Source organism: Paenarthrobacter sp. 2TAF44 (assembly GCF_052114885.1).
Classification (GTDB): domain Bacteria; phylum Actinomycetota; class Actinomycetes; order Actinomycetales; family Micrococcaceae; genus Arthrobacter.
This window is the reverse complement of the sequence record NZ_JBFRFP010000009.1, coordinates 46173-59665: the sequence shown is the minus strand read 5'-3', so window position 1 is coordinate 59665 and position 13493 is coordinate 46173. Positions and strand designations below refer to the sequence as shown.

Genomic DNA, 13493 nt, shown 5'->3' with positions numbered 1-13493 from the left:
TTTGACGCTCACAGCCCGCCGACACGCCGCATTCCTCGGCGCGCCGCGGGACCCCCGCCGTCAAAGAAGGTCAGGAAGCCACCCGGCGAACCACCGACGGCGGGACGGCCGGCACCCGCTGGCGCTTGGCATAGATCCTGGCCCGTTGGCTGGACAAAGCAAGCAGCACCAGGATGTCCGTGGCCAAACCGGACAGGCCTGCCTCAAGCGTGAGATTGGTGGTCCCCGTGGAGGCATCGATGGCTTGGACCACGATCGAGATGGAGCTGAGTCCCATCGCAATGACTCGGGCGCCGTTGCTGCCGAGGAATATCCGCCAGGCAAGGAATACCTCGCCGAGCCCGAAGACCAGGACGATCGCAGCTATGGTGACGATTGCCGCCGTCGTGGTTTGCGGGTCAAGGTTGGCGTCCTCAATGGTGATGTCGCCGCCCGAGGTGAGCAAGGTGATGGCCAAAGCCAGCGCCGCCAAGGCCCGGATGACCACGAGGAATGCGCCCGTCATGGTGGGTGCGGGACGGCGGTCGCGGCTGTCCGTCTGGCTGGCTGGTTGGTCGGCGGGGACGGGCACACGGCGGGCGTCGATGATGGGCAGATCGCCGTCTGTGGAGATCGAGTCCCCTCCGCCATTGCGCGAGTGATATCCGGTGGAAAAGTCCTTGATGACACGGACGGTTAAGGCAGGCTCAGCCTCCGACACCGTCCGCACGATGTGGTCCCGCTCCACATCGGTATTCTGCTCGATCTTGTGCGTGATCTGCAGGGTGAACAGTGAGAAGCCAACGCTGCGATCGTAGGTGCCGGCGGCGAGCCAGTCCACCTTGTGCCCGCCGGGCAGCATCCAACCCTCCGGGCAGCGCCAAAAGCGGACGTGGTGGCGTTTGCCGGGGTTGCTGTCCACTTCCTGCTGGTAGGCGAAGTCCTGCTGACGGTCAAAGAGGTACAAGGGGCTGACGGGCGCCTGGGTGTAGCTCTGCCTCAAAAGTGTCGAGCTCACGATTCGCCGGCTGCTGGCGAAGGTCACGTCGTCGGCAATGGTCCACCCGGCAGCCCTCATGATCGCGTGGATCTGCGGCTCGGTGCCCATAAGGGCCACGTTCACCGGGTCACCGAGCAGTCCGTCGCTGGTCCGGGCCCGCCCGATGAAGTAACCGGGAACGTAAATGGTGGTCAGTATTCGGTGGAGGCGGGGCAGCAGCAGGTAGGCAAGGAAGGCCCAGAACACAAAGGAGAACCACACCTGGCCCCACCCGAGGTGAAAGCTCTCCCCCACCAACAGGAACGCCAGCCATACGGCAGCGGCTCCCCCGAGAACGAAGAATGCGTGGTCGAGCCGGCTGTCCGTGACTGCCTTGTTCGGCGCTTTGTACATTCGGAACTCCCCCTGGGTGCACGTGCCCCTTAAGCTTCGCCTCCCGTCCTCCTTGTGTACACAGGCTTGCGCGTTAAGGTTCGACGCCGGAACTTGCCTTGGCGCCTACGCAACCAAAAGCATTCCACTTGTGTCATTGACTCACCATTCCACTTGTGTCATTCTTTTCTTAGAAGACGTGATCCGCATCACGCAATGACCGCCAATGGAGAGAACAATGAAGCTCGAACACATCCTTCTTGGAGTCCTGCTGGAGCACCCGAGCACGGGCTACGACATCAAGAAGTTCCTGGACACCCACGGCCGCTTCCTGCGCTCAAATACGCAGATGAGCCAGGTCTACCGCTCGCTCGGGAGCATGGAGAGCCAAGGTTGGGTGACCCATAGCGTGGACCCACGGCCCGGCGCACAGGACGCAAAGACCTACCGCGTCACTGATGAAGGAGCCACGGTGTTCCTCGATTGGCTCACCGGCCCGTACCACCCGGCCAGCCGTTTCCAGGACCCCGAACTCGCCGCGCGGTTGTCCTTTGCCGGCTTCATGAGCGCCGAGCAACTCCTCCGGATTCTGGACGTCGAAATCCAGACCCGCCAGGACGAAATCGCCCGCTACCGCAACCGCGACCGCAGGGAACAATGGGCTCCCACCATCGCCTTTGACACCGAGCTGGCCGAATCCGTGGGAGAGCGGCTGCACCTCATGGGCGCGAGCGCCATCGACGCCCATGTTGCTGGACTCATCAGCCTGCGCAAGGAGCTCCTGGATGGACAGCTGTCGTCCCGCTCGCTCACCGCAGTACCGGCGGAGCTGCGACCATGAAGGCCATCATTCTCATGTTCGATAGCCTCAACAGGCACATGCTCTCCCCGTACGCCGCGGACACGTTCGTAGACGCCCCCAACTTTGCCCGCCTCGCAGCAAAGACAGCCACGTTCGACAATTTTTATGCCGGTTCGATGCCCTGCATGCCCGCCCGCCGCGAGATGCACACGGGCCGCCACAATTTCCTGCACCGCAGTTGGGGGCCGCTGGAACCGTTCGACGATTCCATGCCGGAGATGCTCGGAAAGGCAGGAGTGCACACGCATCTCGTATCAGACCACCCGCACTACTGGGAGGACGGAGGCGCCACCTATCACCCGCGGTACACCACCTGGGAGTTCTTCCGTGGCCAGGAAGGTGACCCTTGGAAGGGTGTAGTAAATCCTTCCAGCGGAAGCCAGGACTGGCGTGCCGGGATGAAGCGTCAGGATCTCATCAACCGCAGCTATATGCCCACCGAGGCTGATCACTCCCAGACGAAAACTGTCGACGCCGGCCTGCACTTCATCGATACCAACCATGAAGCAGACAAGTGGATGCTCCAGATCGAGCTTTTCGATCCGCATGAGCCCTTCTTCACCCACAGCAAATACAAGGCCTTGTACGAGCATGATTACGATGGCCCCGAATTTGATTGGCCGGGATATCAGAAGGTCACCGAGCCGCAGGATCAGGTGGAGCACGCCCGTTACGAATATGCCGCGTTGGTCTCGATGTGCGACAAGTCGCTTGGACGCGTTCTGGATGCCATGGATCAGTACAACCTGTGGGAAGACACCCTCCTCCTGGTGAACACGGACCACGGCTTCCTGCTGGGCGAGCACGGTTGGTGGGCCAAGTCTGTTCAGCCATGGTTCAACGAGCTGGTTCACCTGCCCATGTTCCTGTGGGACCCGCGCACCGGCGGCAAGGACACCCGGCGTGGAGCTCTTGCCCAGACCATCGACATCGCACCCACCATGCTGCGCTTCTTCGGCGTCGAACCTACGCAGGATATGGAGGGCCGCGACCTTGCCGCCGTGCTGCAGGATGACAGCGAAGTACGTGAGGCGGCCCTGTTCGGTATTCACGGTGGCCACGTCAACGTCACTGACGGCCGCTACGTCTACATGCGTGCCGCCGTCGATCCTTCCAACGCTCCGCTGGAGGATTACACGCTGATGCCCACCCACATGCGGTCCCGGTTCTCAACGGCCGAACTCGCGCAGTGGGAACCTGCGGAAGCGTTCAGCTTCACCAAGGGGCTGCGGACAATGCAACTCCAGACCACCTCCATGATGAACTCGTGGGTCCACGGAACCCTCCTGTTCGACGTGGAAAACGACCCCCACCAAACGAACCCGATCATCGATGACGAGTTGGAACTGCGCCTTCTGAAAACAATGGCCAAACTCATGCACGCCAACGATGCACCGGAAAGCCAGTTCCAGCGGCTCGGAATTCCCTTCGATTCCGACCCCACAGCCCAGCATTTGCTCGCCGCCCAGCAAGCGGACAGGGCGCGGCTCGCCTTGGAACCCCTGCCTCCGATCGACAGCTTCGGCGACGGCGGGGCGGCCCTGGCACTGCCCCTTCTGGAACTGCTCCAGGACGTCCGCGGCCGCGAAGCCGTGGAGAGGTACCTCCCCGACCTCATCAGCACTGAGTTGGTAAACATCCCCGCCCAGCTCAGCCTCTACCAGCTCGCAGCCGTCATCCCGGTTCCCTCGAGCGCCCTCGGGTCCATTGCCGAGGAACTGGCTGCCGTCCCCACGGCGTAACTCCAAGCCAGTGACACATCCCCAACCCAGCCTGACAATGTAGACAGGACCTACAGCCCATGACCACCCAACCCAGCCCCGCCCTCGCCACGGAAGCTCCAGCAGAAGGAGCAGGCCAGGCCAGCAAAGTCCCCCACCGCTGGCGAAACCTCGCTGTCCTCACCGGCGTTACCGTCGTGGACAATACGGAAGCCGGCCTGAGTGCCACCCTTTTCCCGACCATTGCGGCAGCCCTGAAACTGCAGAGCAGCCACCTTGGCCTGCTGGCCGCACTCGGCAAAATCATTGCTGTCCCTGCCGGTCCTGCGTGGGCCTGGCTTGCGGGAAAGATCGGCCGACGGAAAGCGCTGATCGCCACTACCTTGGCAGGTGGCGTCTTCGGTATAGCAGCAGGTTTTTCCCAGGATTTCGTGCAACTGTTGATCCTCAACACGCTGATGTCGGCATCGATCATCGGTGGAAGCCCGATCGCCAACGCCATCATCGCGGACTCCTTCGATGACAGCCAGCGCGGCAAGGCTGCGGGCTACTTCTACGGATTCATGAGCCTTATCAGCTCCTTCATCGCCCCGCTCATCGCCTTGTTTACGGGCATTACCGACGGCTGGCGCTTCGGGATGTGGACCATCGGTGGCATCTGCCTCCTGGCCGGCTTGCTTGTGGCACTGCTCCTGAAGGACCCGGGAGTTGGCGCTTCCGAGAAGCAGCTCGCAGACCTTAGCGGCCGCGAGCGCCTCGCCCCGAAAGTCACTGTCCGCTCCGTGGCCTCGCTGTTCCGGATTCCGAGCTTCTCCATCATGATGCTCTCGCGGTTGCTGTCCGGGCACCTCCTCATCGCGATCTTCGGTATCCAGTTCCTCGTGGTGGAACGAGGCTTCACCAACGCTGTCGCGGCCATCGTCCTGGTGCCCTTTGGGCTTGGCTACTTTGCCGGAACCGCGGGTGGTGGCTGGCTCGTCGCCCTCCTGGACCGGGTGCTACCCGATCGCGGCCGGGTTGCCTACCTGCAGGGCGCCCAGGTTCTCTTCGCCGCCGTCGCATTCTTCGCCACCCAATTCGACTACGACAACATCGGCATCTACAGCGCGTTCTGGGCCTTGATCGGCTTCGCCCAAGGAGCCAATCCGCCCGCCAACCGTCCGATCGTCGCGGCCGTCGTCCTGCCGGAACTTCGCGGCCAGGCCTTCGCCATCTTCCTGACCGTTTTCGAGACCATCGGGTGGGCCGTCTTCTCCCTCGGAGCGGGGGCACTGGCCTCAAGCCTCGGAATCCAGGCCGTGTTCCTCTGGACCCTGGTGATCCTCATGCTGGTCAACGCGGCAGTCCTCACGGCCCTCTACTTCTGCTACCCGCGGGACGTGGAGCGTGTCCGCAATGCCCTGGAGGAGCGCCGGCAGGAAGCACTGCACCAGGGCTGACCAAAGCAACAGCCAAGGCTCGACGCCGGCACTCACCTGAGGGCCGTCGTCGAGCCTTTTCGGGTGGTTCCGCAACCCACAGGTCCGTCATGGGTCGACAAATGGTGCACTCCGGTGCTTAGCATGAAGACTCCGGGAAGCCGGAGTACGCGACCTCTTGAACGACCCCTCGGAAGGTCGGCGCGAAAGCGGCGACCGCGTAAAGGAGAAAACTGTGCGGGAGCCCATAGCCAGCGAGAACGTGTCAGAGAACCGAAGCCTCGCAGGAGATTCCGGGGGGCAGGATACGCCGGCCAACGGCGTGAAACCCACGAATGGCGGGGTACCCACGGACGGCGCGGAGCCTACGGACGCTGTGGAGGCCGATGACACTGCAGTATCCGAGCCGGCGGAAATTACTTTCGACGAACAGTTCTATCCCGCCCGCCCGAAAGCCCTGCGGCCAATAGCGCGCAGGCGGCAATTCTTCGCAGCCCGCCCCTCCTTGGAATTCGACGGGCGCAACCCAACGTATGTGGACTGGCTTCGGAACCAGTCGATGCTCGGCGACGCCAACACCATGGCACGGCAACTCTCAGGGCAGGCGAGTATGTGGCAAAACGCCTACGCCCGGCCAAATCCCAGGGCCGCTGTGGAGCGCGCACCCGTGTGGTTCACGGCCTACCCTCTCTCCTTCATCACCCGCGAGGGCCAGTCATTCCTGTCCGCGTTGGGAGATCCGGGGCTCTGGAAAGCGTTCCGGGAGATCGGCATCCGTGGACTGCACACCGGACCCGTCAAGCTGGCCGGAGGCATCAGCGGTTGGTCCCAAACGCCTAGCGTAGATGGTCACTTTGACCGCATCAGCATGGCGATCGATCCCGCGTTCGGCACCGAAGAAGAGTTCCGCCGGATGTGCGAAGTGGCCGCAGATCATGACGGCACGGTCATCGACGACATCGTGCCCGGGCACACGGGCAAGGGCGCCGACTTCCGTCTTGCCGAGATGAACTTCCGGGACTACCCGGGCATCTATCACATGGTGGACATCCCCGAGGAAGACTGGCACCTGCTGCCTGATGTTCCAGAGGGCGAAGACTCAGTGAACATCAGTCCCGACGCGGAGCAGGCCCTGCAAAAGGCCGGGTACATCATTGGCAGGCTCCAACGGGTGATCTTCTACGAGCCCGGGGTCAAGGAGACCAACTGGAGCGCCACCCGGCCGATTGTGGATACCACCGGCAAGACCCGTCGCTGGGTGTATCTCCATTATTTCAAGGCCGGTCAGCCGTCCATTAACTGGCTGGACCCAACCTTCGCCGGGATGCGTTTGGTGGTGGGCGATGCGCTGCACTCCCTCCTGGACCTGGGCACCGGCGCCCTGCGGCTGGATGCCAACGGGTTCCTCGGCGTCGAGAAGAGTGCTGAGGAGCAGCCGGGCTGGTCGGAAGGCCACCCCTTGTCCGAGGCAGCGAACCAGCTCATTGGCTCCATGATCCGCAAGGTGGGTGGGTTCTCTTTTCAGGAACTCAACCTCACCATTGACGACATCAAGACTCAGTCCGAATCGGGCCCGGATTTGTCCTACGACTTCATCACCAGGCCCGCCTACCACTACGCGCTGGTCACCGGTGATACCGAGTTCCTGCGGCTTACCCTTCGGCTTGCCATGGAGATCGGCGTGGACCAGGCCTCCCTGGTGCACGCGCTGCAGAACCACGATGAATTGACCTACGAACTGCTCCACTTTGCCGCTGGCCACCGGGAGGACATCTTCGAGCTTGCCGGCGAAGAGCTGACCGGTGCCGAGGTTGCCGAGAAGGTTCAGAACACCCTGCGGGAACGCCTCACGGGCGAGAATGGCCCGTACAACGCGGTCTTCACAACCAATGGCATCGCCTGCACCACCGTCAGCTTCATCATGGCGGCCCTGGGCGTCAAGAACCCCGCCGCCATCACCAAGGAGCAAGAGTCTCAGGTCCTTGACGCCCACGTGCTCCTGTCCATGTACAACGCGCTGCAGCCCGGAGTCTTCGCCCTTTCCGGCTGGGACCTCACCGGCATCACAGCGTTGGACCGCGCCACCGTACGTGAGCTCACTTCGCAGGGCGATACCCGCTGGATCAACCGCGGCGCACACGACCTCATGGGGACGAGCCCCGATGCCAAGACGTCGTTGGCCGGGATGCCACGCGCTACCAGTCTTTACGGTCCGCTGCCTGAACAGCTCAAGGATCCAGGCTCCTACGCCCGGCGACTGCAGCAGATCCTGAAAGTAAGGGAACAATCAGGGATCGCAACCAGTACTTTGCTGGACGTGCCCGACGTTTCCAACCGCGGGCTGCTCGTCCTTGTCAACCAACTCGGCAGCGGCGAGCTTGAAGTCACCGTCCTGAACTTCTCCGACCAGGACATCGCCGGCAGCATCCAGTCCTCGCATCTTGTCCCTGGCGCCAGCGTCCACGATCTCTTCAGCGGCGAAAATGTGGGGCAAGTGGACGATCTTGGCAGCTTCTTCCTCGAACTGCGGGCGTTCCAGGGGACAGCGCTGGTTCTGAAGGAAGTGGAGACCGACTAGAAGGCTCGACGTCGGCACCCGGGTGAGTGCCGGCGTCGAGCCTTCTTGCGTGGTTCAGGACGCGTACGGAACGCGCCGCCAGCTCAGAACGTCGTTACCCGAAGAACTGTTGGGGGCAACCGTCACACGCAGCCACTCGTTGGACGTCGCTGCACCTTCAACGGTCACGCGGCGCATGTTCTCTGCAGCGTCCACGCCGTAGATGCGCAGCCACGGTGAGCCGGGGGCCAACGGCGCATCGTCGTTGTAGACGTGGCTGTCGCCGTTGAAGATGTAGACGGGGCCGCCGTAGGACGCGGAACCGGCAGCAATTGCCTGGACGATCGGGCGGAAGCCGCTCACGAGCTCCGGGTTCGCCTCGGCACCCTGCGAGAGCATGAACGGGTCGAACATGTCGGCTTGGGTCATGATCACGACAGCACGGGAATTGGTCTTCCTGGCATCCGCAAAAGTTCGTTGCAATTGGGCCACATCCGCTGCTGTCCTTGCTTGGACCTCCGCGAGTTGCGCCCCATTGGGCACAGTCTCACCGAGACCTGACCAGGGCGCGAGCGAATTGTTGGAACCCTGGACGTTGATGACGGAGAACGCGACCCGCTCCTTGCTGAATGTCACATTCTCGGGCAGCCCCTGCTCCGCGGCGGACTTGACCGGCATGTTGCCACCCAGGGTCTTTCCCGGAGTGTTGAAGAACATTTCGCGCAAGGTGTCGAGCCGCTCCAGCGGGTTGTAGGCGCCATTGTTGACTCGGTGGCAGTCCACCCATTCGTTATCGCCGGGCGTGTAGATGAGCGGAGCTTCGAAACGGTCAAACTGCGTCTTGATAGCGGCGAAGTACTCGTCCGTGCATTGAGCGGATCCTGCCTTGATGTCGCCCAGATGCGTGACGAACTTCAGCTCGTCCTGGTTGTTCAGTTCGGTGACCATCTGCGGAAAGCGTTCGACTTGGGCGGGACCGTACGGAACGTCCCCGATCACGCCGAAGGTGAAGGAGGAATCACCGGCGTCTGCGCTCGGGGCCGCTTGGGCTGGCAATGCGGGGATGGCACTGAGGACCAAGGCGGCGGCTACGCCCAGGGCACGTTGTGTGAGTGACATATCAGGCTCCAGAGATCGGTTTGGCTTTGGGGGCACCGGCCAAATTACTTGCGCAAGGCTACGGGAACGGGAAGCCGACCCGTCACCTGGGTGAACAGGCGGCGCCGCCCCATCACTGGAGCCAATCGCCAGACCTTGGTAGCTTTCAACGCATGCCCATCAAATTTGAGAATGTCGGTATCGCTGTTCGCGATATCGAAGCAGCAATCGCCTTTTTCACCGACCTCGGTCTTACGGTCATTGGCCGTGACACGATCAGCGGCGAGTGGGCCGACATGGCTGTAGGACTTGACGGAAACCATGCCAAGATCGCGATGCTACAAACCCCTGACGGTCAGGGTCGCCTTGAGCTCTTTGAATACATCCACCCGGAAGCGATCGAGTCTGACCCCACGCGCCCCAACGACATTGGCATGCACCGCGTGGCCTTTTCGGTCGACGATATCGATAAGGCCCTCGAGGTAGCTGCAAAGCACGGATTCCATCCGCTTCGCGGCGTGGCGACCTACGGCGACGTCTACAAACTCACGTACCTCCGAGGCCCCAGCGGAATCCTCGTGATGCTCGCCCAGGAACTGAAGAAAGCCTGACGGCCGAAGTTCCTCACATCACCGGCCCGAGGTTCGGGCGATGTCTTGGGCAGAATCCTTCAAGCCGTCCCCGTACTTGTGAGCTGTGACCAGTGGATCGGGCTTCTGCGAGCTGACTCCGGAAGCAGTCTCAAGTGGGAGGCCATTCCGGATCCAGTACTCGATTCCGCCTATCATTTCCTTCACGGAATATCCCAGCTCGGCGAATGCGAGCGCCGCGAAGGTGCTGCCGTTGCATCCCGGACCCCATGAGTAGACCACCACCTTTGAGGCCGCCGGGATCAGGTCAGCAGCCAACGCCGGAATCTGCGCAGTCGGAATATGTACCGCGTCGGGAATATGTCCATGATCCCATGAGGCCTGCCTGCGTGTGTCCACCACAACGAGGGAGCCTGGCTCCGACTCTGCCACTTCCACAACGTCAATCTCGCACTGCAGCTTGGCGCGAAAATAGGCGGCGGGATCGAGATTTATGGCGAGCGGCGAGGTTTTCACGTGTCCTCCGTTGAGAAAAGCGGATTCAGCGGCATTCTCCTTCCGCCAAAGCAAAGACTACGTGATCGCCGGCTTGCTTCGCGCTCCTTGGCAACAACTAGCGAGATACCCCTGGGGGGTACTTGATTTGATACCCCCAAGGGGTATACATTCAATGCATGAGCAATGCAGACCTGAGTATTAGTCAGCCGGGCGGTGACTTCCCGACCATTGAAGTGGATCTGGAGCACGCCGCGCCGCACGGTTATACGAGCAACAAGGATGCATACCTGCGCCGCCTGAAACGCATTGAGGGGCAGGTCCGCGGCATCGCGCGCATGGTGGAAGAGGACAAGTACTGCATCGACATCCTCACGCAGGTAGCTGCTGCCACGAAAGCCCTGCACGCCGTCAGCCTTGGGCTCGTCGAGGAGCACATCGGCCACTGTGTGGTTGGCGCTGCCTCCGAGCCCAACCCGGAAGCCCGCGCCGAACAGATCGACGCCAAAGTGAAGGAGGCCACCGATGCCATCGGGCGCCTGCTGCGGTAACTCCGCCACCACACACCACACCATTCAACTCACTACAAAGGAGCGCATCATGAGCCAGACCATCCAGACGAACGTCAACGTTTCCGGCATGACCTGCGGCCACTGTGTTTCAAGCGTGAGCGAGGAACTCGAAGCACTTAACGGCGTGGAAGAGGTCTCAGTAGACCTCAACCCCGGCGGACTGTCCACCGTGACCATCAAATCCACCAACCAGCTCTCGCCTTCAGAAATAGGCGAGGCCGTTGCTGAAGCCGGCTACTTGGTGGTAGCCAACGAAGCCTAGGAGACCTCTTGAGTAACCAAGAGACCTTCAATCAGCCCGAAACCCGGGTCATCGAACTGGACATAGAGGGCATGACCTGCGCCTCGTGCGTCAATCGAGTTGAGCGGAAGCTCGGCAAGCTTGAAGGCGTTGAAGCCAGCGTCAACCTGCCCTTGGAATCAGCCCATGTGACCGTTCCGGCCACAGTAACGGACCAACAAATCGTGGACACCGTCAACGCCACGGGCTACAAAGCCAAAGTCCGCCAACCCCCGGCCCCCCACACCCGCGCCGGGCACACCGAGCACCACCAAGTTGGACTCACCCCCACCGAGAGCAGCACTGACCTCTCGGATCACAAGGCCCACGCAAACACGTCCACCCATCACAACGCGATGACGCCAGATCAGACAACGCTGGCTGTGCCCAACGGAAGCGGCCACGGCGGAAGCGGCCACGCCCACGGCGGAACCGCCGGAGGCGTGCGGCAGCATGCGTCTAAGCGAGGCACGAGCGAGCATGCAGAGCACGGCTCCGGCGGTTCCGCACCCGCCGACCACGAAAATCACGCAGAGCACGCAGAGCACGCAGACCACATGTCCCACGGCCCGGCCGCGTCAACACTCCGCCCACGCCTGATCACGGCAGCCATACTGACCATCCCCGTCTTCGCCATTTCGATGGTGCCCGCCCTGCAGTTCACAAATTGGGGCTGGATTGTGGGTGCGCTGGCGCTGCCGGTAGTCAGCTGGGCTGCGTGGCCGTTCCATAGGGCCGCTGCTATCAACGCCCGGCATTTCGCATCCACCATGGACACGCTCGTTTCCATCGGGGTGATCGCGGCTTACCTCTACTCCGCCTGGCAGTTGTTCGCGGATCCCCGGATGACTGAGCATCCCGGCATGGAAAGTATGTCCGGCGGTGGCCTGTATTTCGAAGTCGCCGCGGTTGTCACCACGTTCCTGCTATTAGGCCGGTATTTGGAAGCGAATGCGAAGGCCAAGGCAGGCGACGCTTTGAAAGCCCTGCTGAATCTTGGCGCCAAGGATGCCACGATTTTGGTGGACGGCCGGGAGCAGAAAATACCTGCAGAAGAACTCTTGGTAGATGACGTCATTGTGGTCCGCCCTGGTGAGAAGATCGCGACGGATGGTGTGGTCATTGACGGCGCGTCCGCCGTCGACGCCTCTCTCGTTACCGGCGAATCAGTTCCGGTCGAAGTCGGTCCGGGCAGTCAGGTCACAGGCGCCACCATCAACACCTCTGGCCGTCTGTTGGTACGAGCCACACGGGTTGGGTCCGACACCACCTTGGCGCAGATGGGCCGTTTGGTCAGCCAGGCGCAGACCGGAAAAGCGCCGATCGCACGTCTGGCGGACAGGATCAGTGCTGTGTTCGTGCCGATCGTGCTGGTGCTTGCGCTGGTGACGTTCCTGTTGTGGCTGTTCTTCTCAGGGGACCTCAATGCCGCGTTTACTGCCGCGGTTGCTGTTCTCGTGATCGCCTGCCCCTGCGCCTTGGGGCTTGCAACTCCTGTGGGCCTGCTGACCGGAACGGGTCGCGGCGCCCAGCTGGGCATCCTCATCAAGGGTCCACAAGTGCTTGAGGACACCCGCCACGTGGACACCATCCTGTTGGACAAGACCGGCACCGTGACCAGCGGAAAGCTGGCCGTGGATCATACAGTTGCCCTCAACGGCCACTCACCGGCAGCAGTTCTGACCCTTGCCGGTGCGGTTGAGTCGGCATCGGAGCACCCCATCGCCCACGCGATTGCAGCAGCGGCCAAGGAAGCAATGCCCGACGCCGGTACCTTTCCGGGCGTGGATGACTTCAGTTCCGCTCCTGGCGGCGGTGTCCGGGGAACCGTGGCGTTGGACGGCACCGCAAAAACGATTGTCGTTGGGCGCTCAGGCTGGCTTGAGGAGAACGGCATTGCCCTCGATTCCAGCCAACGGGACGAACTCGCAGCCCAGGAGAACAGCGGTGCAACCGCAATTTGGGTTGCGGTGGACGGTCAAGCTGCGGGAATTGTCAGCCTGAGCGATACCATCAAGCCCAGCTCGGCTGCTGCGATCCAGCGGCTGAAGGACCTGGGAATTCGTCCGATGCTACTGACGGGTGATAACGCTGCCGTGGCCGCCCAGGTAGCTGCCGCCGTCGGGATTTCTCCTGATGACGTGTTCGCTGGTGTCTTGCCCGAAGGCAAAGTGGACGCGGTGCGGAAGCTTCAGGACTCCGGTGCAACTGTGGCTATGGCCGGCGACGGCGTTAACGACGCCGCAGCGTTGGCGCAGTCCGATCTTGGCATTGCGATGGGATCGGGCACGGATGTCGCGATCGAAGCCTCGGACCTTACGGTAATGGGCAGCGATCTGGGTCAGCTCGTCCAGGCCATTGAGCTCTCCCGCAAGACGCTCTCCACTATCAAGACGAATCTGTTCTGGGCCTTCTTCTACAACGCGATTGGTATCCCGGTGGCAGCTCTTGGACTGCTGAATCCGATGATCGCGGGCGCAGCAATGGCAGCGAGCTCCGTGCTTGTTGTGGCGAACTCCCTGCGGCTGCGCTCGTTCGGGAAGTAGCGC

The 13493-nt window shown here is 62.1% G+C and carries 11 protein-coding genes; 8 read left to right on the top strand and 3 right to left on the bottom strand.

Annotated elements, in window-relative coordinates; all coding sequences use genetic code 11:
- Positions 1-70: 70 nt before the first annotated feature.
- Entirely contained in the window at positions 71-1372 is a 1302-nt protein-coding gene (locus tag AB4Z15_RS10660; protein ID WP_442017230.1) for an LssY C-terminal domain-containing protein, read from the bottom strand.
- 217 nt (positions 1373-1589) lie between these two features.
- On the opposite strand from AB4Z15_RS10660, the gene AB4Z15_RS10655 reads away from it, so the two are divergent.
- The 4 genes from AB4Z15_RS10655 to treS all read left to right on the top strand — a co-directional run bounded on the left by AB4Z15_RS10655 (position 1590) and on the right by treS (position 7930).
- A complete protein-coding gene (locus AB4Z15_RS10655; protein ID WP_442017229.1) occupies positions 1590-2192 on the top strand; it encodes a PadR family transcriptional regulator in 603 nt (200 codons plus the stop codon).
- Positions 2189-3955: a sulfatase-like hydrolase/transferase gene (locus AB4Z15_RS10650; protein ID WP_442017228.1), complete on the top strand. Its 1767-nt coding sequence runs from the start codon at positions 2189-2191 to the stop codon at positions 3953-3955. Before AB4Z15_RS10655 ends, AB4Z15_RS10650 begins: the two co-directional genes overlap by 4 nt.
- Before the next feature lie 59 nt (positions 3956-4014).
- Positions 4015-5373, top strand: coding sequence for an MFS transporter (locus tag AB4Z15_RS10645; protein WP_442017227.1), 1359 nt, complete (start codon positions 4015-4017; stop codon positions 5371-5373).
- Positions 5374-5728: 355 nt separating this feature from the next.
- Positions 5729-7930 carry a maltose alpha-D-glucosyltransferase gene (gene treS, locus AB4Z15_RS10640; RefSeq protein WP_442017328.1) on the top strand — a complete coding sequence of 734 codons (2202 nt, stop codon included), beginning with the start codon at positions 5729-5731 and terminating at the stop codon, positions 7928-7930.
- A 54-nt stretch (positions 7931-7984) separates the two neighbouring features.
- Here treS and AB4Z15_RS10635 read toward each other — a convergent pair whose 3' ends face one another.
- Entirely contained in the window at positions 7985-9028 is a 1044-nt protein-coding gene (locus AB4Z15_RS10635; protein ID WP_442017226.1) for a hypothetical protein, read from the bottom strand.
- 152 nt (positions 9029-9180) lie between these two features.
- Here AB4Z15_RS10635 and AB4Z15_RS10630 point away from each other — a divergent pair, with 152 nt between their 5' ends.
- Positions 9181-9618: a VOC family protein gene (locus AB4Z15_RS10630; protein ID WP_442017225.1), complete on the top strand. Its 438-nt coding sequence runs from the start codon at positions 9181-9183 to the stop codon at positions 9616-9618.
- Positions 9619-9636: 18 nt separating this feature from the next.
- Here AB4Z15_RS10630 and AB4Z15_RS10625 read toward each other — a convergent pair whose 3' ends face one another.
- Entirely contained in the window at positions 9637-10113 is a 477-nt protein-coding gene (locus tag AB4Z15_RS10625; RefSeq protein WP_442017224.1) for a rhodanese-like domain-containing protein, read from the bottom strand.
- 158 nt (positions 10114-10271) lie between these two features.
- On the opposite strand from AB4Z15_RS10625, the gene AB4Z15_RS10620 reads away from it, so the two are divergent.
- From AB4Z15_RS10620 to AB4Z15_RS10610, 3 genes are read left to right on the top strand one after another with little or no spacing between them, the layout of a single operon-like run.
- Positions 10272-10643, top strand: coding sequence for a metal-sensitive transcriptional regulator (locus AB4Z15_RS10620; protein WP_442004886.1), 372 nt, complete (start codon positions 10272-10274; stop codon positions 10641-10643).
- 49 nt (positions 10644-10692) lie between these two features.
- Positions 10693-10926: a heavy-metal-associated domain-containing protein gene (locus tag AB4Z15_RS10615; protein ID WP_442004887.1), complete on the top strand. Its 234-nt coding sequence runs from the start codon at positions 10693-10695 to the stop codon at positions 10924-10926.
- An 8-nt stretch (positions 10927-10934) separates the two neighbouring features.
- Positions 10935-13490, top strand: a complete 2556-nt coding sequence (locus AB4Z15_RS10610) for a heavy metal translocating P-type ATPase (protein ID WP_442017223.1) — start codon at positions 10935-10937, stop codon at positions 13488-13490.
- The last annotated feature ends 3 nt before the right edge of the window (positions 13491-13493 follow it).

Bases quoted from the DNA above. Each gene is read 5' to 3' on its own strand.
- AB4Z15_RS10660 (WP_442017230.1), bottom strand. From the start codon at position 1,372: ATGTACAAAGCGCCGAACAAGGCAGTCACGGACAGCCGGCTCGACCAC.
- AB4Z15_RS10615 (WP_442004887.1), top strand. From the start codon at position 10,693: ATGAGCCAGACCATCCAGACGAACGTCAACGTTTCCGGCATGACCTGC.
- AB4Z15_RS10620 (WP_442004886.1), top strand. From the start codon at position 10,272: ATGAGCAATGCAGACCTGAGTATTAGTCAGCCGGGCGGTGACTTCCCG.
- AB4Z15_RS10630 (WP_442017225.1), top strand. From the start codon at position 9,181: ATGCCCATCAAATTTGAGAATGTCGGTATCGCTGTTCGCGATATCGAA.
- AB4Z15_RS10645 (WP_442017227.1), top strand. From the start codon at position 4,015: ATGACCACCCAACCCAGCCCCGCCCTCGCCACGGAAGCTCCAGCAGAA.
- AB4Z15_RS10635 (WP_442017226.1), bottom strand. From the start codon at position 9,028: ATGTCACTCACACAACGTGCCCTGGGCGTAGCCGCCGCCTTGGTCCTC.
- AB4Z15_RS10655 (WP_442017229.1), top strand. From the start codon at position 1,590: ATGAAGCTCGAACACATCCTTCTTGGAGTCCTGCTGGAGCACCCGAGC.
- AB4Z15_RS10650 (WP_442017228.1), top strand. From the start codon at position 2,189: ATGAAGGCCATCATTCTCATGTTCGATAGCCTCAACAGGCACATGCTC.